The sequence below is a fragment of the Nocardiopsis rhodophaea genome, assembly GCF_039530945.1.
In the GTDB taxonomy this organism is placed as follows: Bacteria; Actinomycetota; Actinomycetes; order Streptosporangiales; family Streptosporangiaceae; genus Nocardiopsis_C; species Nocardiopsis_C rhodophaea.
Window position 1 is genome coordinate 171,811 of sequence record NZ_BAAAPC010000005.1, and the last position, 21,649, is coordinate 193,459.

19 protein-coding genes are annotated in these 21,649 nt (G+C 69.7%); 14 read left to right on the forward strand and 5 right to left on the reverse strand.

Going from position 1 to position 21,649, the window contains the following annotated elements:
• Positions 1–40 precede the first annotated feature (40 nt).
• Positions 41–1,279, forward strand: a complete 1,239-nt coding sequence (locus tag ABD259_RS07495) for an acyl-CoA dehydrogenase family protein (protein WP_344105013.1) — start codon at positions 41–43, stop codon at positions 1,277–1,279.
• A gap of 344 nt (positions 1,280–1,623) precedes the next feature.
• Complete coding sequence (locus ABD259_RS07500) at positions 1,624–1,767, forward strand: Scr1 family TA system antitoxin-like transcriptional regulator (RefSeq protein WP_344105015.1); 144 nt, start codon at positions 1,624–1,626, stop codon at positions 1,765–1,767.
• A 262-nt stretch (positions 1,768–2,029) separates the two neighbouring features.
• Here the strand turns inward: ABD259_RS07500 and ABD259_RS07505 are convergent, their stop codons facing one another.
• A complete protein-coding gene (locus ABD259_RS07505) occupies positions 2,030–3,154 on the reverse strand; it encodes a methyltransferase domain-containing protein (protein ID WP_344161139.1) in 1,125 nt (374 codons plus the stop codon).
• Positions 3,155–3,394: 240 nt separating this feature from the next.
• Between ABD259_RS07505 and ABD259_RS07510 the strand changes: the two genes are divergently transcribed.
• Complete coding sequence (locus tag ABD259_RS07510) at positions 3,395–3,775, forward strand: VOC family protein (protein ID WP_344105019.1); 381 nt, start codon at positions 3,395–3,397, stop codon at positions 3,773–3,775.
• Between the two features lie 41 nt (positions 3,776–3,816).
• On the opposite strand, the gene ABD259_RS07515 is transcribed toward ABD259_RS07510, so the two are convergent.
• On the reverse strand, positions 3,817–4,656 hold the full coding sequence (locus tag ABD259_RS07515) for a CDP-alcohol phosphatidyltransferase family protein (RefSeq protein ID WP_344161142.1): 840 nt from the start codon (positions 4,654–4,656) through the stop codon (positions 3,817–3,819).
• A 485-nt stretch (positions 4,657–5,141) separates the two neighbouring features.
• Here ABD259_RS07515 and ABD259_RS07520 point away from each other — a divergent pair, with 485 nt between their 5' ends.
• The 5 genes from ABD259_RS07520 to ABD259_RS07540 all read left to right on the forward strand — a co-directional run bounded on the left by ABD259_RS07520 (position 5,142) and on the right by ABD259_RS07540 (position 9,790).
• Positions 5,142–5,990: an SAM-dependent methyltransferase gene (locus tag ABD259_RS07520; protein WP_344161145.1), complete on the forward strand. Its 849-nt coding sequence runs from the start codon at positions 5,142–5,144 to the stop codon at positions 5,988–5,990.
• Positions 5,991–6,316: 326 nt separating this feature from the next.
• Complete coding sequence (locus tag ABD259_RS07525) at positions 6,317–7,159, forward strand: PaaI family thioesterase (protein ID WP_344105025.1); 843 nt, start codon at positions 6,317–6,319, stop codon at positions 7,157–7,159.
• A 93-nt stretch (positions 7,160–7,252) separates the two neighbouring features.
• Positions 7,253–8,371 carry an acyltransferase gene (locus tag ABD259_RS07530; protein WP_344161148.1) on the forward strand — a complete coding sequence of 373 codons (1,119 nt, stop codon included), beginning with the start codon at positions 7,253–7,255 and terminating at the stop codon, positions 8,369–8,371.
• 127 nt (positions 8,372–8,498) lie between these two features.
• On the forward strand, positions 8,499–9,131 hold the full coding sequence (locus tag ABD259_RS07535) for a TetR/AcrR family transcriptional regulator (RefSeq protein WP_344161151.1): 633 nt from the start codon (positions 8,499–8,501) through the stop codon (positions 9,129–9,131).
• Between the two features lie 107 nt (positions 9,132–9,238).
• The gene (locus ABD259_RS07540; protein WP_344105031.1) at positions 9,239–9,790 is read left to right on the forward strand and encodes an SRPBCC domain-containing protein; all 552 of its coding nucleotides are present in this window, start codon (positions 9,239–9,241) and stop codon (positions 9,788–9,790) included.
• Here the strand turns inward: ABD259_RS07540 and ABD259_RS07545 are convergent.
• The gene (locus tag ABD259_RS07545) at positions 9,724–12,159 is read right to left on the reverse strand and encodes a HelD family protein (protein WP_344161154.1); all 2,436 of its coding nucleotides are present in this window, start codon (positions 12,157–12,159) and stop codon (positions 9,724–9,726) included. The two genes, ABD259_RS07540 and ABD259_RS07545, sit on opposite strands and share 67 nt — an antisense overlap.
• Positions 12,160–12,490: 331 nt before the next feature.
• Between ABD259_RS07545 and ABD259_RS07550 the strand changes: the two genes are divergently transcribed.
• From ABD259_RS07550 to thyX, 3 genes are all read left to right on the forward strand, one after another.
• Positions 12,491–14,725: an anthranilate synthase component I gene (locus ABD259_RS07550; RefSeq protein ID WP_344105036.1), complete on the forward strand. Its 2,235-nt coding sequence runs from the start codon at positions 12,491–12,493 to the stop codon at positions 14,723–14,725.
• A gap of 99 nt (positions 14,726–14,824) precedes the next feature.
• On the forward strand, positions 14,825–15,631 hold the full coding sequence (locus ABD259_RS07555; RefSeq protein WP_344105038.1) for an NAD-dependent epimerase/dehydratase family protein: 807 nt from the start codon (positions 14,825–14,827) through the stop codon (positions 15,629–15,631).
• 243 nt (positions 15,632–15,874) lie between these two features.
• On the forward strand, positions 15,875–16,672 hold the full coding sequence (thyX, locus tag ABD259_RS07560) for an FAD-dependent thymidylate synthase (RefSeq protein WP_344105040.1): 798 nt from the start codon (positions 15,875–15,877) through the stop codon (positions 16,670–16,672).
• Between the two features lie 152 nt (positions 16,673–16,824).
• On the opposite strand, the gene ABD259_RS07565 is transcribed toward thyX, so the two are convergent.
• Positions 16,825–17,271, reverse strand: coding sequence for a GNAT family N-acetyltransferase (locus tag ABD259_RS07565; RefSeq protein ID WP_344105042.1), 447 nt, complete (start codon positions 17,269–17,271; stop codon positions 16,825–16,827).
• 34 nt (positions 17,272–17,305) lie between these two features.
• A complete protein-coding gene (locus ABD259_RS07570) occupies positions 17,306–18,133 on the reverse strand; it encodes a hypothetical protein (protein ID WP_344161157.1) in 828 nt (275 codons plus the stop codon).
• 168 nt (positions 18,134–18,301) lie between these two features.
• Here ABD259_RS07570 and ABD259_RS07575 point away from each other — a divergent pair, with 168 nt between their 5' ends.
• From ABD259_RS07575 to ABD259_RS07585, 3 genes are all read left to right on the forward strand, one after another.
• Complete coding sequence (locus tag ABD259_RS07575) at positions 18,302–20,062, forward strand: carbon starvation CstA family protein (RefSeq protein ID WP_344105047.1); 1,761 nt, start codon at positions 18,302–18,304, stop codon at positions 20,060–20,062.
• Between the two features lie 50 nt (positions 20,063–20,112).
• On the forward strand, positions 20,113–20,400 hold the full coding sequence (locus tag ABD259_RS07580; RefSeq protein ID WP_344105153.1) for a cory-CC-star protein: 288 nt from the start codon (positions 20,113–20,115) through the stop codon (positions 20,398–20,400).
• A 213-nt stretch (positions 20,401–20,613) separates the two neighbouring features.
• On the forward strand, positions 20,614–21,555 hold the full coding sequence (locus ABD259_RS07585; protein ID WP_344161160.1) for an ArsA family ATPase: 942 nt from the start codon (positions 20,614–20,616) through the stop codon (positions 21,553–21,555).
• The last annotated feature ends 94 nt before the right edge of the window (positions 21,556–21,649 follow it).

Genomic DNA, 21,649 nt, shown 5'->3' on the forward strand with positions numbered 1-21,649 from the left:
CTCCGGACACCGCCGAAGGCGCAGCGAAGGACGTGTGCACATGACCGACACCGCCGCAGAGACCACGACCGGCTTCAGCCTGGAACTGAGCGAGGACATCCGCGACATTCGCGATTGGGCACACGGCTTCGCCCGCGATGTGATCCGCCCGGCCGCGGCGGAGTGGGACGAGCGCGAGGAGACCCCCTGGCCGATCCTCCAGGAGGCCGCCAAGATCGGGCTGTACTCGCTGGACTTTTTCGCTAACCAGTGGCTGGAGCCCAGCGGTGTCGGTATCCCCGTCGCCTTCGAGGAGCTGTACTGGGGCGACCCGGGCATCGCCCTGTCTCTCACCGGCACCGGGCTGGCCGCCGTCGCCGTGGCGGGCAACGGCACCCAGGAACAGATCTTCGAGTGGGTACCCCACATGTTCGGATCGGCCGATGACATCAAGCTCGGCGCGTTCTGCTCCTCCGAGCCCGACGCCGGAAGCGACGTCAGCGCCATCCGCACCCGCGCCGTCTACGACGAGGCCAAGGACGAATGGGTCCTCAACGGCACCAAGACCTGGGCCACCAACGGCGGCATCGCCAACGTGCACGTCGTCGTCGCGTCCGTTGACCCCGACCTCGGCTCGCGCGGCCAGGCCAGTTTCATCGTGCCGCCCAACACGCCCGGCCTCTCCCAGGGCCAGAAGTTCGCCAAGCACGGCATCCGCGCCTCGCACACCGCGGAGGTCGTCCTCGACGACGTGCGCGTCCCCGGACACTGCCTCCTCGGCGGCAAGGAAAAACTCGACGAACGCCTCGCCCGGGCCCGCGAGGGTCGCAGTTCCGGCGGCCAGGCCGCGATGAAGACCTTCGAAAAGTCGCGCCCCACCGTCGGCGCCATGGCGGTCGGCTGCGCCCGCGCCGCCTACGAGTACGCCCGCGACTACTCCGTCCAGCGCGAGCAGTTCGGCAAACCGATCGGCGACAACCAGGCCATCGCCTTCACCCTCGCCGACATGGCCACCCGCATCGACGCCGCCCGCCTCCTCGTCTGGCGCGCCGCCTGGATGGCCCGCCAAGACAAGGACTTCGCCCAGGCCGAGGGATCGATGTCCAAACTCTTCGCCAGCGAGACCGCCACCTGGGTCACCCAGCAGGCCATCCGCATCCTCGGCGGCAACGGCTACACGCGCGACTACCCGGTCGAGCGCTGGCACCGCGACGCCACCATCTTCACCATCTTCGAGGGCGCCAGCGAGATCCAGCGCCTCATCATCGGCCGCACGGTGACCGGACTGCCGGTCAGATAGCGTTCTAGCAGTTGAAAGGGGCATGCGGGGGGGAAGGTGACTTCCCCTCCGCGCTGATTTGTGCCGGATAGTGAGGGTCCGTCCGATCCGCCCCCGAAGGTTGCCGGACCTTGCTGTGGCGGACGGCGTTGGCGACCAGCTCGTTGGCCACCTGCTGAAGCGGCCGGGCGTTCGTGCCGATACTCCGATCGAATCCGGCCGCAGAGCGCTCAAAATCGGGCATGATCGAAGCCCTCGATCACACACTTAACACGTCGGGTGCCCTGGCAAGACACTGGTCCCGTATTAACAGCCAGGACGGCCTTCCAACGCTGGTTTGAGAAGGTTCCTGATATGGAGCGGCCATGTCAGGTTTCCGGGACTATCAAACCGTCCTTATCCCGGGTCTCCCGCAGACGGAGGACTACGCCAGAACTCTGTTCGTCAGTGGTCAGCCGTGGCTTGACAACGATCAGATCGATCGGCTCGTGGCGGGAAGGATGAACTGACGTAAAGCTCCTGACGGGCCAGAGAGGCCCATATCGTGGGTCGTGCTTGATGAGGTGGTTATCCGTCGTATCGTGGGTAGCGTTGAAACGTCGGAATCGCGTTTACGCTCCTCAGGGGTGGCGTCCGGAACTTGCTACACCCTGCCCGTACCCCTGCACCCCGAACACGGCCGCTCCTCCTGCGTGCCGTCCCGGCTGACGGTCACCCTGCCCGTTCCATTGCACATCGAGCAGTCAACTCCGCCGTGCTTGCCCATGCTGGTCACACCTTCCCGATCGGGTTGGCCGGATCGTCCAGCCAGATGGACTGACCCTCGGATGTCACCGCTACGCCGAACCGTTCGAGGCCGGGGGAGCCCCAACTCAGCCACTTCAGATAGGCCGCTTCGAACTCCACCCACAGCGAACGCGGGCCGTGCTCGCTGACCCTTGCCTTCACACCGTCATCGGACCGGACCGCCAGCGCGTAGGAACCGGTGGCGGGATGTCTCAGGCCGACCCGGTCGTCACCGCTTCCCAGCCCGTTCACGGCCACACCCGGCATGAACGCCGCCACTGCCATCTCCAACCCGGGACCGGCACAGCTGATCCGCATCGGATCCACCCTCCCCGCGGACGCCCGCCGGTCCCCGACAGGCGTTGGGTAGCCGTGCCGCTGGCCGCGCATCATCATGAACCCCGCCCGCCCACCGAGTCGGCCGATAGCCGTGTCACCGGTGACCGTGAGTACGAGCTTGTGTCCCAACGCCTGGGCCGGGGCCCACGGTGCAACGATCACCCCGCCGGGGCGTGTCTGCTCCACCCAGGTGTAGGGGATCTCCCTCATTCCGCACGTCACGTGCACCCGGTCGAAGAGCGCCGCCTCGGGCCACCCATCGGCCCCATCACCTACCCGAAGGTGCGGGCTGTGCCCGGAACGCTTCACGTTCGCGGCGGCCTGTTCGGCGACCTGCTCGTCCACCTCGATCGAGTAGACGTTCTCCGCGTCGAGCCGTTCGGACATCAGAGCGGCCGTCCACCCGGTTCCGGTCCCGATCTCTAGCACTCGGTCGCCCGGGAAGGGGTCGAGGAGGTCGAGGAACTCGGCGACGAGGCTGGGGGCGGTGCTGGAGGACGACGGGTCGATGCTCGTCGTCGCGGTCTCTTCTGTGAGGGGCGCCTGCCCGTCGTCAACCTGGGTGAGGATCGTGGTGTCGGAGTAGACCGCCCGCTGCCAGGTGGCCGGGTCCGTCTTGCGGTCGATCCAGTGGCTGGGTTCGTCTCCCATGTAGGAGGCGTGGGCGGCGTCGGGTATGAAGTGCTCGCGCGGTACTGCGCGGAACTCCTCCGCCCAGTCTGTGCCAGCGAGGGCCGCGAGGTCGTCCGGGCCGGGGGGGTCATCAGTCATGGGGTGACGGTAACCGGGCGGTGCCGCAGTGTCAGCGGAACCGGCCAGAAACGGCCACTCTGGCGATCAGCCCCGATGTCGCGTTCGCGGATGATCGAGGAGCACGCGGCATCACTGTGCCATGGCTCTCGGCTCAGACGTGGACGTCGGCCTCGCCCGGTACGATCGCGGGATCGTATTCACTGCTGGGAGCCGTGAAATTCATGTGTGGTCTCCCCGGCTGAAAGCAGGTTTCGTTTCATGGCATGTCGTATCAGTGAGCTCGTGCTCGGTTGCCGCGACCCTGAGGTGCTGGCGCGGTTCTGGTGCGAGGTCCTGGACTTCGTCGTGCTCGATCGCGAGGACGACGGCACGGTGGAAATCGGGCCGCGCGCAGGGTTCGGTGGCCCGCAGCCGACGATCATCCTCAGCCGCAGGGATGAGCCGGAGCAGGGAAAACCCCGGTTGCATATCGACGTCAACGCCACCGACCGCGATCAGGACGCCGAGCTCGAACGCCTTCTAGAGCTCGGTGCGCGCCCGGCCGACATCGGCCAGACAGGGCAGGAGCAGTGGCATGTCCTGGCCGATCCCGAAGGTAATGAATTCTGCCTACTCAAGGCCCGCCTCGACCCACTCTGATGCCCATTCGTCGCGCCTCGACACGTTGAGTCGGCCGCCCCTCAGGGGACGTACCTCGCGCTCTTTCCGGCTCTGCCTTCGGACTCCCGTGCTGTTGCGCACGGAGCCGGACGGCTCGTCCGATGTTCGTCGTATCGGCCCTGCGATCCGGGGGCCAGGGCCGGGCGGAGACGGTTCCGGGACGAGCCGGGGGCACAACCGCGGAGGAACCTGCGGGCGATGATGGCCGCCTCGATGGCGGTCGCCGGGTGGAGGCCGCGGATTCGGGGGACGTCCACCATCCGTCCGCGCGCGAACGCGGCAACGGTCGCGCCCGCCAGGGGCAGCGCCCAGGCTGCGATCAGGGCTCCCCTCCACCGCGGGTCCGGCTCGTGGCGGAGGGCGTAGGGAATCCAGAAGGAGGCGTCGGCGAGCGCGTCGGCGTAGGCGCCGAAGGGGGAGGCGGTCCCGGTCCCGCGGGCCAGGCGTCCATCGAGGAAGTCGGTGACCAGCGCGGCCGGGCCGGTCCAGGCGCTGTCGGACAGCGCCGGAAGGTTAGCGCGCAGCAGGGTGAGGGCGTCGGCCGCGCTCAGGCGGGTTCGCCCTTCCAACATGCCCAGGTGGGTTATGGCCAGTAACCAGCTCGCGGCGGTGCGGGCGCGCCCGCACCTGTCCCGGGCCGCCCACAGGAGGGCGGCGTGCAGCGCGGTGGCTTCGACGGCGGCGCGGGGGCGGCGGGCGGCCTCCCGCGCGGACGAGGCCGTGGCGCGGGCGGCGAAGGCGGCCCAGGCGCGCGGCCGCCACCCGCCCTCACGCAGATCGTTGAGCAGGGCGTCGGTTCTGCGCCTGCTGGAGCCGTTACCGGCACCCATGCGAACCTCGGCGAATCGGAACTCGGTCACGTCCTTTTGCTCTCGCTTTCCGGAGGCCACGTCGGGAGGGTGAGAACCCTCCCGCATGTTGCCTCGGCGGAGTCCCCCCGCCGGGCCGCGGCTGGAGTCGGGGAGGCCCGGCGAAAGCGATCACTAGCCAATGTAGGGCGCGCGAACCGTCGCGGCTCGCTGCCTTGGAGCGGGCCAGGTCGTCGGTGGTGTCGGGCACGTGCGGGCGATGCACTTGATCGTCCCCGACCGCCAGAAAGCGATCAGGATCAGTAGCCCTACTCAGCGTCCCGGGTCGTCCTGTGCGGACAGAAAGACCGCGATCGGGGTCAGGAGATTCACGTGTGTGGACGCGGCGGGCGGCCTCCCCTGGTTTCGTGCGGGCGGGCAATCCCAGGTCCGAGGACCGGATTCCCCATGGTTTTGCGGATTCGCCGGATAGCCGGATTTCCGTCGTCGTACGATGTTGCCCGACTACTTCCCCGAGTACGCAAAGGCCTTGCCATATGACCACCACCGAAGGGAAGCCGACGCCTGAAGAAGGCGCGGAAACTATCCCCGGCGTCGATATGTCCACGCCGAGCATCGCACGTCTCTACGACGCGCTTCTGGGCGGAAAGGACAATTTCCAGGTCGACCGTGATGCGGCCGTCGTCTGGCTGGAACATGTTCCCGAGGCGGGGCTTATTGGCCAGGACAACCGGTCCATGCTGATCAAGGGTGTGCAGTACCTGGCGCGGACCGCCGGCATCGACCAGTTCCTCGATGTCGGCAGCGGGCTGCCCACGGTCAAGAACACCCACGAAGCCGCGCAGGAGGTCAACCCCAACGCGCGGGTCGTGTACGTCGACAACGACCCCATCGTTCTGGCCCACGGCCGGGCGCTGCTTGCTGATAATCACACGACCACCGTGGTCACCGCGGACCTGAAGCGCCCCAAGGAGATCCTCGGGCACGAGGAGACCCGCCGCATGCTCGACTTCACCCGGCCTGTCGGGGTGATGGTCTTCGGCCTGCTGATGCACTTCTCCGACGAGGAGCGGCCTAACGAGCTGGTGGCCGAACTGATGGAGGATGTGCCGTCAGGTAGCTACCTGTTCATCTCCGACTTCGTGGACACCGGAGAGCCCATCCAGCGGGCGATCGAGCAGGCTGGCCTGCAGACGCTCGGCAACGGGTGGATCAGGTCCAAGCAGGAGATCCTCGATCACTTCGTCGGCCTTCCGCTCGTGGAGCCTGGGCTTGACCACCCGCAACGGTGGTTCCCCGAGGAGCCCGATCGCGAGGTGCCCTCCTACGAGGAGCTGGAACCGTACCAGCGTGTCATGTATGGCGGAATCGCCCGCAAACCGTAATCAGTCGGGCAATTCGAAAAAGGCGCACGACTCGCTCCGTGCGCCTTTGCGTGATTCGGTTCCTGGTGCGTCGGGAGTGGATTTATCCCCGGGGTGCTCCCGCTCCAGAACTTCTTCACCCCATGGCGAATCGCTCTACCGGGGGCAATATGTCTGTTTCGTTCGTTTGGGGGTGTGTGGCGCGCTCACGGGTTGATGAGGTCAGTGGAGCACGTACGGAAATCCACGAACGTCCGCTGAGATCGTGCCCCCAGGGGGACACGTTCCGCTCACCGACTGCGGGGTCGGCCGCGGCCCATGTGACGGCTGTCTCCTAATCTGGCCCCATGAGCGACAGCACAGGCAACACCGCGTCGACGGTCGGGCACATGGCGGGCGCGGAGGACACGCAGGGCACGGGCGATCCCCGAACCCTCGCCGAACTCACCGTCGACTCCCGTTACAACGGGCCGCCCGATTCCGCCAACGGGGGATACATCAGCGGGCTGCTGGCCGGCCGCCTCGGCGCGCGTGGCGGGTCTGGACTGCGCGTGACACTGCGCAAGCCGCCGCCACTGGACACCCCGATGAAGGTGGAGAAGACCGGCGACGGTGGGCTTCGGTTGCTCCACGGCGATGAATTCGTCGCCGTCGCAGAGTCGGCCGAGGCGCCCGCCGCGACCGTCCCGCCGGTCTCCTACACCGAGGCGGAGCAGGCGCAGGCCCGCTACCGAGGGTGGTCCGGTCACCCGTTCCCCACCTGCTTCACCTGCGGGACCGACCGAGCGACCGGCGACGGGCTGCGGCTGTTCGCCGGTCTGGTCAGTGACAGCGACCCCACGACCGTCGCCTGCGCCTGGACCCCGGACCCTTCCCTCGCGCGGGCAGAGCGCGGCGCCGACGAGGGCACCGCACGCGACACCGTCCCCGTCGAGATCGTGTGGGCGGCGCTGGACTGCCCCGGCGGGTGGTCCAGTGATGTCAGCGAACGCCCGATGGTGCTGGGCCGGATGACAGCGGCCGTCGTTCAGGCTCCCCAGGTCGGTCGGCCCCACGTGGTCATGGGGCGGCTTCTCGAAAGCGACGGGCGAAAGGTGTTCACCGCTAGCACGATCTACGACGGGGACGGCGAGGTCGTCGCTCGCGCTCAGGCCACCTGGATCATGATCCGCCCCGATGCGGTGGCCTGAAGTTTCCTGGGAATGAATTGAGAGTTCGGTAACGGAATGGTATCAGTGGGAGGGATTCTCGGCTGACGACGGAGGGGAGCGGCAACCCCGCCCATGGGAACCACGATCGAACGCTCCGCACCCGGCGGCGCCCCGAGCGCCGCCGTTCGCTATCCATCGACCCCCTCGGCCGCTACCGCATGGCTGGACCTCGCGCGCGTCTGCGCCATGCTCGCGGTCGTACTCGTGCATGTGTTCGCGCCCGTCGTCACCGCCCGCTACACGGACGTGGGCACGACCACGTGGTGGACGGCCAACGCCGTGGACGCGTCCCTGCGGTGGTGCGTCCCGGTGTTCATCATGATCAGCGGGTCGCTGCTGCTGCGCCCGCGCGAGGAGCGGCTGTCGGTCTTCTACCGGCGCCGCTTCTCCCGTATCGGCATCCCACTGGTCGTGTGGGTCGCCGCCTACCTGGCCTGGGAGGTGTACCGCACCGGGATCACCCCGAGTGAGGCGGGCGGCGAGATCCTGTCCGGGGCGCCCTCGATCCACCTCTACTTCCTGTTCGTGCTCGCCGGCCTGTACCTGCTCACCCCGTTCCTGCGCGTGTTCGTCGAGCACGCCGGTACCCCCACGGTGTGGTGGTTCGCCGGGCTGATGTCGGTGATCGGCATGGCCGACCAGGCGATCGCCGGGCTGGACGGCACCGGCGAAGCCAACGCCGTCACCCGATTCCTGCCGTTCGTCGGCTACTACGTCATGGGCTACCTGCTGCGTGAGGTCGCACCGACCCGCAGACGCACGTGGGGCGCGGCGGTGACGCTGCTGCTGGGCATCGTCGCCACGGCGGTCGGGGCCGGGCTCCTCGCGCGCGCCGACGGTGCCTGGGGAAGTGCGTCCGACTACCTCTACGCCTACCTCTCGCCCACCGTCCTGGTCATGTCCATCGCTGCCTACCTGCTGTTCCAGGCCGTGGGCGGGCGGCTGCTGGCGCGGGCGGGCGCGGGCGCCGCGGCGTGGCGCTCCCGCCTCAAGACCGTCTCCGACCTCAGCTTCGGCGTCTTCCTCGTGCACGTGATGATCCTGTACACGCTGCGCGACCTCTTCGGCATGCCCGACAGCCCGATCGCGATGTTGTCGCAGGCGGGACAGTACGCGATCGCCGTCCTTGTGCTGAGCCTCGCCGTCACCCTCGTGTTCAAGCGGATCCCCGGGTTACGGGCCACGGTGTAATAGCGGGGGGACGGCACGATATCCGTCAACGCGCCTCGCCCCCCGCTGCGGCCGGAGCGAGCGCGGAGCGCGGCGATGACGTCGGAGTTGGGCGACTGTTCCAGCGATTCCGGCTACCGTGAACGGTGTGGCCCCTCAATCCGCACAGCAGACCAAGCCGGCCGCTCGCGGCCGAAACCCGGAGCGCCGCCGCGCCATCCTGGACGCCGCCGATGAAGTGATCCAGCGCGACGGGCCCGACGCCTCGATGTCGGCAATCGCCGCCGAGGCAGGCATCAGCAAGCCGATCCTCTACCGCCACTTCGGCGACAAGAGCGGCCTGTACCGTGCCCTGGCCGAACGGCACGTCGACCCGCTCATCGACCGCATTCGCTCCGAGCTCCACGGCGGTTCCACACTCCGGCTGCGCGCCCGCGCCACGGTCGGCGCCTACCTGCAGATGATCGCGCGCAACCTCAACCTGTACCGGTTCCTGATGGACCGTGCCACAGCGGAGGACCCCCGCACCCGCGGCGACGTGGGGATGATGGTGCGCCGCATGGGCGAGGAGCTGGCCGAAGTGCTGACCAACGAAGGCCACGTCCAGGATCCGCTGCGCGCCCAGGTCGTCGCACACGCCGTCGTGGGCATGGTGCAAGCGGCGGGGGAGTGGTGGCTGGAGCACCCCGAGGTGGACGACAACGACATCATCGAGGACCTCACCGACGCCGTCGTCGGCGCCATCTCCGGAAACGGCGAGGCACCGGCCACACTGGTCTAGCCGTTGCCGGTGTAGACGCCGTAGGCGTGGGGAGATGACCATCGTGCGGATTCCGTGACCGCTCACTCGCACCATCGGGCCACGCAGACCACAGCGCGGGGGATCACATGTACGCAAGCCTCGACCAAGCCGGGAACCAGTGGAAACTGACCTACACCCGCGAACTGCGGCAATCGCCGGACGAGGTCTGGTGCGCGCTCGTCGAGCCCAGGAGCCTCGCGGTCTGGTTTCCCACGGCCATCGAGGGCGAACGTGAAGAGGGCGCCAAGATCCGCTTCGTCTTCCCGATGGGTGACGCCTTCGGTGCCGAAGAGGCCGCCATGCTCGGCGAGATCCTCCACTTCGACCCACCAGCGCTCCTCGAATACACGTGGGCCAGCGAGAACCTGCGCTACCTCCTGGAACCGACCGGCACGGGCGGCACCACGCTCACCTTCTCCTTCACCTTTGACGACGTGGGAACGGCGGCGCGGGACGCGACCGGCTGGCACGTGTGCCTGGACCTCCTCGCCGAGCACCTCTCAGGCGCCCTGGACGCGGCCCCGGAGCGGAAGAAGATGATCGAGGAGCAGTGGCGCCCCCTGTTCGCCCACTATGCCGAGAACCTCGGCCCGGATTCCTCGACGCAGGGCGGCCCGCCCGGCGCTGACCTCTCGTGACGGGAGAGCCGCCCCAGCATGCCCGGAAGCGGGTCTTCATGGACCACGGTCAGCCTGCGGGTCGCCCTCGTCAGGGCAACGTAGAGGTCGTGGCCGCCCTGGGGAGACTGCGCGAGGATCTCACCGGGCTCGACCACGATGACGGAATCGAACTCCAGGCCTTTGGAACGGGTCGTGGTGAGGACCGTCGCCGGTGAGTCCAACGCGTCCGGGGTCGCGTCCGACGCGGCGTCCGGGAGAAGGGCGGCGACCTCGGCATGGCTGGTGTCGGGGGTGATGACGACCAGGCGTCCGTCGCCTATGGCCGTCAGCTCCTCCGCGACAAGCCGAGGCAGGGCATCCGCCAGTGTTGTGCCGTCGCGGCCTACGCGCACCGCGCGCGGCGGGTCGCCGTCGTCGCGGACCGACTCCGGGGGCTGCTGGTCCGGGGCCACCTCCGCCAGGACATCGGCCGCGACCGCCATGATCTGCGCCGGGGTCCGGTAGTTCACCACCAGCCGCTCCTCGTGCAGCCGTCCGTGGGCGTAGGGCGCCAGCATCGACCTCCACGACCGGGCGCCGGCCGGGCTGCCGGTCTGGGCGATGTCGCCCACCACCGTCAGGGAGCGGGTCGGGACCCGGCGCATGACCGTGCGCCACGCCATCGCCGACAGCTCCTGGGCCTCGTCCACGATCACGTGTCCATAGGCCCATGTGCGGTCCGCCTCCGCGCGCTCGGCGGTGCTGGGGGGCGGGCCGGAATCGACGTGACGCTCGGCCAGGGCACTCGCCTCCATCATGGACTCCTCGAACAGGCCGGTGAACTCCAGCACGCCCTGGGCGTAGCGTTCCGCGTCGGCGCGGTCCCGCTCCGCGCGGCGGCGCCGGGCACGCTCCTCCGCGTCGTCCTCGCCGAGTAGTTCGGCGGCTTCGTCGAGCAGGGGGACGTCGGCGACCGTCCACGGGCTCCCGAAAGGCCGGTGCAGCGCTTCCCGCTGGGCGTCCGACAGTCCGGCATTCGCCCCCACCCGGGCGACCGCCGCCTCGTCGGCGTACAGGTCCTCCAGGAGGCGCTGCGGCGTGAGTAGGGGCCACAGCTCGTCGAGGCCCCTGCGGACCGGTTCCTGCTGCCACAGCGCCGCCCGCATGTAGGCCAGGTCGGTCTCGTCGTAGTAGGCGGGTTCCGCGGGATCGAGCATCGGGTCCAGCTGTTCCGCCTGGTCGCGCGCGAGCAGCCGCAGCATCTCGGTGACGAAGAACTTGCGCGCGACGTTGTGTGGCAGCCGCAGCGACCGCGCCCGATCGCGGATAGCGAGACAGTCGGCGTGGTCCACCCGCAGCGTCATGCCGCCGAGCGTGATCTCCAGATCGCGTTCGCCGCCCGATGCGCCCTGGCCGTGGCTCCCGCTGTCCGCCTCCGCGGACATGCCGGGTGTGGACGGGACCCGCTGCCGATCGGCCACCGCCGCGCGTACCAGGTCGACCATGGACTCCGACCCCTTCACCGCGGTGGTGGCCATCGGGTCCGTCGCCGTCGCGCGCACGCCCGGGTAGAGCTCACCGACGGTGGACAGCACCACGTCGCTTTCCCCAAGCGAGGGCAGGACCCGGCCGATGTAGCGAAGGAACGTGGGGTTCGGGCCCACGACCAGCACGCCCCTCCGTTCGAGTGTGCCGCGATGGGTGTAGAGGAGGTAGGCGGCACGGTGCAGTGCGGCCACGGTCTTGCCAGTGCCGGGGCCACCCTGGACCACGAGCACGCCCTGCAACTGGGAGCGGATCACCCGGTCCTGCTCGGACTGGATGGTGGCGACGATGTCGTTCATCCTGCCGGTGCGCCCCTGGCGCAGCGCCGCGAGGAGGGCGGCTTCGCCGACGAGGGAGCGCTGCTCTGTGCCACTCAGCCCGTCGAGGTCGAACACCTCGTCGTCGATGCCCGTCACGACGCGGTCGCGGGTGTGCAGATGGCGTCGTCGGATGAGGTCGCCGGGGGAGGCGGGGGTGGCGGCGTAGAAGGGCCGGGCGGCCGGTGCGCGCCAGTCGACCAGGATGGTCTCGTGGGACTCGTCGCGCAGTCCGATCCGGCCAATGTAGAGCGTGTCGCCGGTGGCCCCGTCCCGGTCACGCCGGTGATCGATGCGTCCGAAGCACAGGCCGTTCTCCACGCCGGCGAGCTGGGACAGCCGCCGGGCCTGCTCGTCGGACCTGGCCTCGCGATCCATGAGTGCGGCGTATCCGGCACGGCCTCCCTCGGCGTGGGTAGCGCGGAGGGCATCACGGGTGCGCTGGCGCAACGCGTCGAGCCGCTCGTAGAGCCGGGTGACATACGCCTGCTCGGCGCGGATGGCGTGGGTCCATGCACCATCGTCGTCGGATTGACGAAGCTCCATTGCCTTGCTATACTCCTAACATAGGTGACGTGTTAGCTTTTTTCTGAACAGCGAGCCATCTAAGCTATCACACCCCCGCTCGACACACGGCCCTCTGCCGTCGCGAGAATTCCAACGGGGGTTCCCCACGGATCAGGCGGCACGCGCTACACTCACTCACATGCGTATCGAACCCACCCTTCACCAGTGGTGGCGCCGCTGAAAGGCGGCGCATCTGGTTCGCATACCCACGATCAGACCTGACGAGCGGCCGCCGGACCGGCGGCCGTTTTCTTTTCCCGGTCGGGTCCGCGCGGTCCTCACCACCGGCACAGCGCGAAAAGGACCGGCCTTGGACGCGAGTTCCACGCCCTACCGCACCGCGGGCGGCATCACCGTACGTCGACGCACTACGCCCTGCGATCCCGCCTCCCTCACCGAACTGGTCGCGGCCGTCGAACACCGCCGCGGCGGAGTGCTGTCCTCCGGCATGGAGTACCCGGGCCGATACAGCCGCTGGCACCTCGGCTATATCGACCCCTGCCTGGAGGTGGCCGCTCGCGGGCGGCGCGTCACCGCGACCGCGCTCAACGACCGGGGGCGCGTGCTGCTCCCCGTGGTCGCGCGTGCCCTGCGCGAGCACGCGCTCGCCGTCGGCGACGGCACGGCGGACGGCAGCGGTGTCGTCGAGGTCGAGATCCCCGAACCCGAGGGCTTCTTCACCGAGGAGCAGCGCAGCCGCCAGCCCAGCGTCTTCTCGGCGCTGCGCTCCATCGTCGCGCTCTTCTTCGCCGACGACGACCCCCACCTCGGCCTCTACGGCGCTTTCGGCTACGACCTCGCGTTCCAGTTCGAACCCATCGAGCAGGTCCTGGAGCGCGACCCCGACGATCGCGACCTCGTGCTCCACCTCCCCGACGCCATCATCGTGCGGGACCGCAAGCGCGAGACGTGCTACCGGTACACCTACGAGTTCACCGTGCCCGCCGACTACGCGGAGGCCGCTGCCGACACGGCGGCCGACACCGCTACCGACGGCCTGCCGCGGACGACCGAGGAGACCCCGGCCGTCGTCGCCGCGGAGGTCCCGCCCCAGCCCGAACCCGGGTCCTACGCCCGCATCGTCGCCAAGGCCAAGGAGCGCTTCGTCCGCGGCGACCTCTTCGAGGTCGTTCCCGGCCACCGAACCTACGGCGTCTGCGAGTCCCCGGCCCGCTTCTACGAGCATCTGCGCGAACGCAACCCCGCCCCCTACGAGTTCTTCTTCAACCTCGGCGAGGGCGAGTACCTGGTGGGCGCCTCACCGGAGATGTTCGTCCGCGTCAGCGGAAAGCCCGGCCAGGGCCAACGCGTGGAGACCTGCCCGATCTCCGGCACCATCAAGCGCGGAGCCGACGCCCTCGGCGACGCCGACAACATCCGCGAGCTCCTCTCCTCCGCCAAGGAGGAATCGGAACTCACCATGTGCACCGACGTCGACCGCAACGACAAGTCCCGCGTCTGCGAACCCGGCAGCGTGCGCGTCATCGGCCGTCGGCAGATCGAGATGTACAGCAGGCTCATCCACACCGTCGACCACATCGAGGGCACCCTGCGCCCCGAGTTCGACGCGCTGGACGCCTTCCTCACCCACATGTGGGCCGTCACCGTGACCGGTGCCCCCAAGACGTGGGCGATGCGCTTCATCGAGCAGCACGAGTCCACTCCGCGCCGCTGGTACGGCGGCGCCGTGGGCGTCATCGGCTTCGACGGGTCGATGAACACCGGCCTCACTTTGCGGACCGCGCACATCGCCAACGGGGTGGCCACCGTCCGCGTCGGCGCCACCCTGCTCTACGATTCCGACCCCGACGCCGAGGAGCGTGAGACCTTCCTCAAGGCGCGGGCACTGCTGGAGACCCTCGCGCTGGACGACGAGGCCCGGAACGGCACCGCCGCGGCCGACGGTGCGACCTCCGACGTCGAGGAGCGGACCGACGCCGAAGGCCCCGCCGGTGCCGGGATGAAGGTCCTCCTCGTCGACTACGAGGACTCCTTCGTCAACACGCTCGCCGACTACGTGCGCCGCCACGGCGCCGAGGTGACGACCGTGCGGCACGGCTTCGATCCCGCGCTGCTCGACCAGCTCGCCCCCGACCTTGTGGTGCTCTCGCCTGGCCCCGGCCTGCCCGTCGACTTCCGCATCGACCGCTTGCTCGACGAACTCGACCGGCGCGGACTGCCGGTCTTCGGCGTCTGCCTGGGTTTGCAGGCGATGGTCGAGCACGCCGGCGGCGAACTGGTGACTCTCGACGAGCCCGTGCACGGCAAGCCGGGGCGCGTCCGCGTCACGGGCGGCGACCTGCTGGAGGGGCTCGGCGAGGACGCGATGTTCACCGGCGCCCGCTACCACTCCACCTCCACCACCCCCGACCGGGTGAAGAACTACGCGGTCACGGCGGTGGTGGAGGACGGCCCTGAGCCGGTCGTCATGGCCATCGAGGACCCGCGTGCCAAGCGCTGGGCCGTGCAGTTCCACCCGGAGTCGATCCTCACCGCGGCGGTGGGGGAGGGGATCATCGAACGGGTCCTCCGGATGGCGCGCTGAGTGACGTATTGCATGCCCAGAGTAGTGAAAGGGGTGTCATCTCGCGCGTCGCGTGAAGAAAGCGCCGATGCCTCATAGGCTCCTGGCATGGACCAGGGCATGGAAGCGAAACTTGGCAGGGTCGTGATCACCGGAGCGGCTGGTCGCGTCGCTCCCACCGTGCGCGCCGCTCTCAGTGAGGACGCCGATCATCTCGTTCTCGTCGACCGCGAATCCGTCACGGCGGACGGCGAGAACGAGACGGCGGTCAAGGCCGATGTCGCCGATATCGACGCTCTGGTGAGAGCGTTCGAGGACGCCGATGCGGTCGTTCACCTCGCCGGCCTGTCCCGGGAAGCCTCCTTCGGTGAGCTGCTCGATACCAACGTCCAGGGCACGTTCAACGTCGTGGAGGCGGCCCGGCGCACCGGCGTGCGGCGCGTGGTGCTGGCCTCCAGCAATCGGGTCACCGGCAACTACCCGATCCACCACCACGTCTTCCCGGACGAGCCGCCCCGTCCCGACGGGCTCTATGGCGTCAGCAAGGTCGCGGTGGAGGCGCTGGGGCAGATGTACGCCGATACCTTCGGCCTGGAGGTCGTGGCGCTGCGCTTCGGCTCCTTCGAGGAGGAACCGACCGAGACCCGGCACTTGGCCACGTGGCTCAGCCCCCGCGACTGCTCCGGCTTCGTGCGCGCCGCGCTCACCGCCCCCAACGTGAGTTTTGTCGCCGCCTACGCGGTCTCGGCCAACGCGCGCCGCTTCTGGGACCTCACCGGCGGGGAGAGCGAGCTCGGCTACCGGCCGGTCGACGACGCCGCGCGGTTCGCCGGCAACTTCGCCGACGACGACCCCTTCTGGCACGGTGGGCCCCAGGGCGGCGCCTACGCGGGAGCGGACGCCATCCTGCCCTACGTGGGGGAGTAGCCGGGAGTCGCGAGGAGGGCCGTCGCTGAGGCGGGCGCCCGCACAGGTACCCGGGCCGCGGTGATGCCCCGGATGTCACCGGTGCCGTGTAAGGTCAGAAAAGCTGTGGCCGCCGGCGGCCGAGCACCCCCTTTACCCGTGTTGAGCGGCCGTGATCTGATGAGACCGGAGTTCTCGGATCGATCACGGCCTTTTGTCCGTGTGCACGGGGATGGCGCCGAGACGTATGAGGAAGAGAATCCTGTGAAGAGGGTCGAGCCTGAAGTCCATTTGGTCGCGCGTCCGCAACTGGACTATGACGAGGTCGCCCGCTACCTGGCCGATGTCGGCGGGCAGAGCTGGCTGGAGCGGCTGGACCGCGGGGACCTGGACTCCGCGCTCAACGACCCGCAGAACCTCGCGGAGTTCGCCGGTCGCCTGTGCTACCGCTCCTGGGAGCCGGGCCTCAACCCGAACGTGACGCGGGTCCGCACCGATCAGGACAAGTACCTGAGCAACATCCTGGCCAGCATGCACGGCTCGGTCCTGGAGCACGTCAGCTTCAGCTTCGTGCTGCACAACGTGAGCCGAGTGCTGACCCACGAGCTGATCCGCCACCGCCCGGGCGTGGCCGTCTCCCAGGAGTCGCTGCGCTTCGTCCGCCTCACCGACCTCCCCTTCTGGTTCCCGGAATGGGCCCAAAAGGACCCGGAGCTGATGAAGCGGGCCAGCGACATGCTCGCCCAGATGGAGGAGTTCCAGTACTGGATGGCCGAGCACTTCGGCCTGGACGACGAGGGCGTGAAGTTCGCGGAGAAGAAGCACAAGACCTCCTTCATGCGCCGCTTCGCCCCCGAGGGTGTGGCCACCGGCCTGGTGTGGACCGCCAACGTCCGCACCCTGCGCCACACCCTGGAGGCCCGCACGGCCCCCGGCGCCGAAGAGGAGATCCGCCTCCTCTTCGGCAAGATCGGCGAGGCCCTGAAGGCGGAGGCCCCGGCGCTGTTCGGCGACTACGAGATCGAGGACGGCGCCTGGGTGCCCAAGTGGCGCAAGGTGTGACCCCACCGGGCCGCTGAGGACCCCTCACGCGTCGTCCACCGCCCCGCGACCGCCGCCGCCGGTCGCGGGGCGGCCGTGTCCCTGCGCCGTGGTGCGGCATGCCCCGGTCCGCGCATCCGTCGTGGGCGCCGCGGTTCGGCAGCGGTGGGAGGTCACGGAGGCGGCAGGTAGTGCCGGAATCCGTGCGCGGACGACTCGAACCCGCAGGACCGGTAGAAGTGGTGCGCCTCTTCCTCGTCGGCTGCCAGGAGTTGCACCTTGTAGCAGCCGGTGGATGCGGCGAGTCGAACGGCGGCGTCCATCAGCCGTCGCCCGATACCGCGTCGGCGGTGGGCGTCGGCCACGACAACGTTCTCCACGACGAGGATGGATCTCCCACCGCGCGTGAGGTTGGGCAGGACCGTGCAGTCCGCCGTACCGACGGGAGTCCCGCCCAGGTCGGCGATCAGGACCGTTCGGCCGTGCTGGGACGCGATATCGGCCCAGACCCGGTCGGCGATTTCCAGCGGCAGCGGCTCGTCGTCCGGGTTCAGCTCGCCGTAGAGCGTGAGGAGGGCGGGCAGATCCGCATCGACCGCCGGGCGGATGGTGATCCTCATGGCCCCGATGTTACGAAGGCCGCACCCAGTGGGTTCAGGAGCTGTCCACCAGGCGGGCCTCGGCGGTGGCGATGCCTTTGCGGCATGCCCGCGCCACGTCGCGATGGTTGCGGAGGCGGTCGAGGACGCCGAAGGGGCGCGGTTCGGCCTGCGGGAGGCCGCGGCCGCTCTGGACGCGGAGCTCTTCGCCGACGAGGGTGCCCGTGCGGTGCCAGCGCTCCCAGCGTTCGCGGTCGGGGCTGTAGGCGTGCGAGAAGGCGAAGGCCGGTTCCCCGGTGCCCTCCAGCGGGCGGCCGTGGCGCTCCCACAGGTCCACTGCGCCGCCCGACTGCGCGGGCCATTCGCGGGAGGTCACGATGTCGACGCGGGGGAGGTCGGGGCGGTGACCGCGCGTGCCCCGCTCGTCCGGGCGGACGAGGAGCGCGTCCTCGGGCCGCGAACGCCCCGGGAGCTCGCGGATCTCGTCGGCGGCGACCAGGGTGATGAGGACGCGCGCCAGCCACCACCAGTTCTCGCGGCGGGCCATCATGCTGTCGGAGCGCAGGCGCGTGGGCGGGTGCTTGACGGCCTCTTGGTCCAGCAGGTGGTCGACGAAGCGCTCGCCCTCCAGGTCGAAGCGGATGTCGACGCGTCCCGTGCCCACCACCGCCGGGGCGCCGCCGGGCCGCTCTCCGGTCACGGCGAACGCGGCGTGACCGGAGGTCATGGTGTCGACCGCGTCGAGGTGGGCCAGCGGCAGCGCGACGCACGGACGGTCCTCCCAGGCCAGCGGAACGACAGGGATTCCGGTGGGGCCGTCGGGGGCGATCCAGCACAGTTCGGCCGCCGTGGAGCGCCGCCAAACCGTGATCAGCTCACGCACAATCTGCCCTTTAGGTGAGGAAAGTCTCATGCTACGTTCAGGCTGACCTTAACTGATAGATAACGCCAACAGTGATCCGCCAGATCATTTTTCCGGTCGGCGGACGCCCCCGCACGCTCCCGGGTCCCGGCCGGGCGCCGATGCGCGTGATCCTGGTGAGGAGCCTCTATGCCCGCAGTCGTCGTGTTGCTGGCCGTACTGGCGGTCTTCGCGCTGGGGTACCGGTACTACTCCGCCTACCTCGCCAAACGCGTCTACGCACTGGATCCCGCGTTCGTCACCCCCGCCCACCGCTACTCCGACGGGGTCGACTTCGTCCCGACCAACAAGCACATCGTCTTCGCCCACCACTTCATCTCGGTGGCGGGGGCCGCGCCCATCGTCGGCCCGGCGATCGCGGTGTTCTGGGGCTGGGGACCGGCGCTGCTGTGGGTGGTCCTCGGCACGATCTTCGCCTCGGGCGCGCACGACTTCGGCTCGATCGTGGTGTCGGTCCGGCACCGGGGCCGGAGCATCGGCACGCTGGCGCGCGACGTCATCGGCACGCGGGCCCGCATCCTGTTCCTGCTCATCATCTTCTTCCTGGTGACCATGGTCAACGCGGTCTTCGCCGTGGTCATCGCGGGCCTGTTCATCAACACCCCCGAAGCCGTGCTGTCGGTACTGGTCACCATCCCACTGGCGATCGGGGTCGGGCAGATCGTCTACCGCCGGCGCACCGCCGCGCTGCTCCCCTCGATCGCCGCGCTGGCCATCGTCTACGCCTGCATCCCGCTGGGCGCACAGTTCCCCATCACCGTGGACCCGCTGGCCCAGCTCATCGGCGTCGAACCGCTGACGGTGTGGATCGTGCTGATCTTCACCTACACCTTCTTCGCCTCGCGGCTCCCGGTGTGGCTGCTCCTCCAGCCGCGCGACTACATCAACCAGCAGCAGATGGTGCTCGCGCTGGCCGTGATCATCCTCGGCGTGATCGTCGGGATGGACACCATCGCCGCCCCCCTCGTCAACGACGTCCCCGCGGACTCGCCCTCCTGGTTCCCGCTGCTGTTCATCACCATCGCCTGCGGTGCGGTCTCCGGCTTCCACAGCCTGGTCTCCTCGGGGACCACCGCCAAGCAGCTCGACAAGGAGACCGACGCCCGCTACGTGGGCTACCTCAGTTCGCTCGGCGAGGGCACCCTCGCCCTGTGCTCGATCCTGGCCTGCACCGCCGGTGTGGTCGTCCTCGCCGCCGACCCCGCGGCGCAGTGGCAGGTCCTCTACGCCGACTGGGGCTCCGCCCAGGGCGGTGCGGCCGGGAAGTTCACCGAAGGCGTGGCGAACTTCGCCGGCAACCTCGGCGTCCCAGTCAGTGTCGGCCTGGTGTTCGCGACCGTGGTCGTGGTCAGCTTCGCCGCCACCAGCCTCGACACCGCCGTCCGCCTGCAGCGCTACATCATCCAGGAGATCTCCGAGATCGTCGGGTTCACGCCGCTGGCCCGCAACATCACGCTGGCCACACTGATCGCCGTCATCATCCCGATCGGTCTGGCCATGGTGCCCGGCGACTTCGCGCTCGGCACGCTGTGGCTGCTGTTCGGCACCACCAACCAGCTCACCGCCGGGCTCGCGCTCGCCGTCATCGCCGTGTGGGTGACCAAGAACGGCCGCAACCCCGTCGCGATCCTCGTCCCGCTGGTGTTCCTGGTGATCATGACCTCCTGGGCGCTGGTCATCCAGCTCATCGGCTTCGCCACCGCCGACGACCCGCTGCAGGCCTTCCTGCTCGCCCCGCTCGACGCCGTCATCTTCGCCCTGGCGGTCTGGATGGTCGTCGAGGCCGCGCTGGCGCTGCGCCGGGCCTGGGCGCTGCGGACGGCTCCGTCCGCAGGGAGCGGCGCCGAGGCGAGTACCCCAGAGGGTGTCGCCGACGGCGAGGAGCAGTAGCGGTGTCGGCGCCCGCGCCCGAACCCGCCGGGACCGGTGAACCCGCCCGGTTGCGTGAGCGTGCCACCCGCGCCTGGCGGGGCGCGGTCGCCGCCTGGCGCCGCTTCGAGGCCGCCCACGACGCCGTGTTCGACGCCCGCTGGGGCCACGCCCGGCGCCGCGAGGCCCGCAAGCAGCAGGACACGCTGCGCGCGCTGCTCATGCTCGACACACTGGGGGTGGACAGTCCGGTGGCCTATGAAACCCTGGAGCTGATCCCCTTCATGGTTGCCGACCTGCACGAATGGCACCGTCGTGCGGGACGCGAGGAGTTCGGCGACGGTCAGGTGTGCTGCTAGATCACTGATGGGAGATATTCGGCCTGGTCCTGGGGCACGCGAGCGGCGCACGCGTGAGCGCGGCACCGTGCCCGCACCACCGACGCCGCCACACCCTGCGTTGATCTCGGCGGTATCGACGGAATTCCGTCGATACCGCCGAGATCAACGCAGAGGGGCACGGGGCGGCCGGAAACGCGACAGGACCCACCAGGAGAGAGCGGGAGGGACAGGGTGAACGCGGGCACGGGGGCACCCGACGCGGTCGGCCCAACGCACGTCCCCATCACCTTCTTCGGTGGCAAGGGCGGCGTGGGCAAGACGACGACGGCCGCTGCCGCCGCCCTCGCGCACGCCGACGCGGGCCTGCGCACCCTGGTCATCTCCACCGACCCCGCCCACTCGCTCGGCGACGCCCTGGAGACCCCCCTCGGGGACCGCCCGCGGCGCGTGGCCGACGGCCTCTGGGCGGCCGAGCCGGACGCCGAAGCCGCGGTGCGGCGCCGCGTCGCGCAGGTGACCGAGGACGCCCACGCGGCCCTGCCCCGCGAGATCATGCCCGCGGTGCGCCGCCACCTGGAGCACGCCGCGGCGGGCCCCGGCATGGTGGAATCGGCCCTCGCCGACCTGCTCATCGACGCGATGGACCAGGTGCCGGGGAAATGGGACCGGCTCGTCGTGGACAGCGCCCCCACGGGGCACCTGCTGCGCATGCTCGACCTGCCCGCGCTGCTCACGCCCTGGGTGCGCGGGCTGGCGCGGCAACGAGAGCGCGCCCTGGACGCCGACCGCTTCGCCGCGGACGTGGTCGGCTCCGAGGAACCCGATACCGCGGACGACCCGCTGCTGCGGCGGCTGCACGAGCGCCGGCTGCGCCTGGAGCGCGCCGCGCGGCGGCTGCGCGGTGACGCGTGCGTGCGCCTCGTGCTGCTGCCCCGGCGCATGGTTCTGGCCGAGACCGAGCGCGCCGCCGACCAGCTCGCCGCGGCCGGTTTCCGGCTCGGCCCGGCCGTGCTCAACCAGGTGCCCGACTCCCCCGACGAGCGGGTGGTGGAGGCCGCCCGGCGCCGTTTCGCCGAGCAGGGCCTCATCGAGCTGCCCCTGGTGGCGGAGGAGCCGACCGGTCCGGCCCGGCTGCGCGCGCTGTCCGCTCGGGTCGCCGTGCCCGGCCGCTGACCTCCTGTGGTCCGTGCGGGGCGTGCGGTGATCCGCGCCCCTCGGTGCGGCGGGGCGCTCGTTCCGTGATCCTTCTCCCATGCCCGGGTCCCAG

Coding starts and splice junctions, on each gene's coding strand:
- ABD259_RS07510 (WP_344105019.1), top strand. CDS start 3,395: ATGGCATGTCGTATCAGTGAGCTCGTGCTCGGTTGCCGCGACCCTGAG.
- ABD259_RS07555 (WP_344105038.1), top strand. CDS start 14,825: ATGGAAGCGAAACTTGGCAGGGTCGTGATCACCGGAGCGGCTGGTCGC.
- ABD259_RS07525 (WP_344105025.1), top strand. CDS start 6,317: ATGAGCGACAGCACAGGCAACACCGCGTCGACGGTCGGGCACATGGCG.
- ABD259_RS07545 (WP_344161154.1), bottom strand. CDS start 12,159: ATGGAGCTTCGTCAATCCGACGACGATGGTGCATGGACCCACGCCATC.
- ABD259_RS07520 (WP_344161145.1), top strand. CDS start 5,142: ATGACCACCACCGAAGGGAAGCCGACGCCTGAAGAAGGCGCGGAAACT.
- ABD259_RS07500 (WP_344105015.1), top strand. CDS start 1,624: ATGTCAGGTTTCCGGGACTATCAAACCGTCCTTATCCCGGGTCTCCCG.
- ABD259_RS07565 (WP_344105042.1), bottom strand. CDS start 17,271: ATGAGGATCACCATCCGCCCGGCGGTCGATGCGGATCTGCCCGCCCTC.
- ABD259_RS07575 (WP_344105047.1), top strand. CDS start 18,302: ATGCCCGCAGTCGTCGTGTTGCTGGCCGTACTGGCGGTCTTCGCGCTG.
- ABD259_RS07505 (WP_344161139.1), bottom strand. CDS start 3,154: ATGACTGATGACCCCCCCGGCCCGGACGACCTCGCGGCCCTCGCTGGC.
- ABD259_RS07540 (WP_344105031.1), top strand. CDS start 9,239: ATGTACGCAAGCCTCGACCAAGCCGGGAACCAGTGGAAACTGACCTAC.
- ABD259_RS07495 (WP_344105013.1), top strand. CDS start 41: ATGACCGACACCGCCGCAGAGACCACGACCGGCTTCAGCCTGGAACTG.
- ABD259_RS07530 (WP_344161148.1), top strand. CDS start 7,253: ATGGGAACCACGATCGAACGCTCCGCACCCGGCGGCGCCCCGAGCGCC.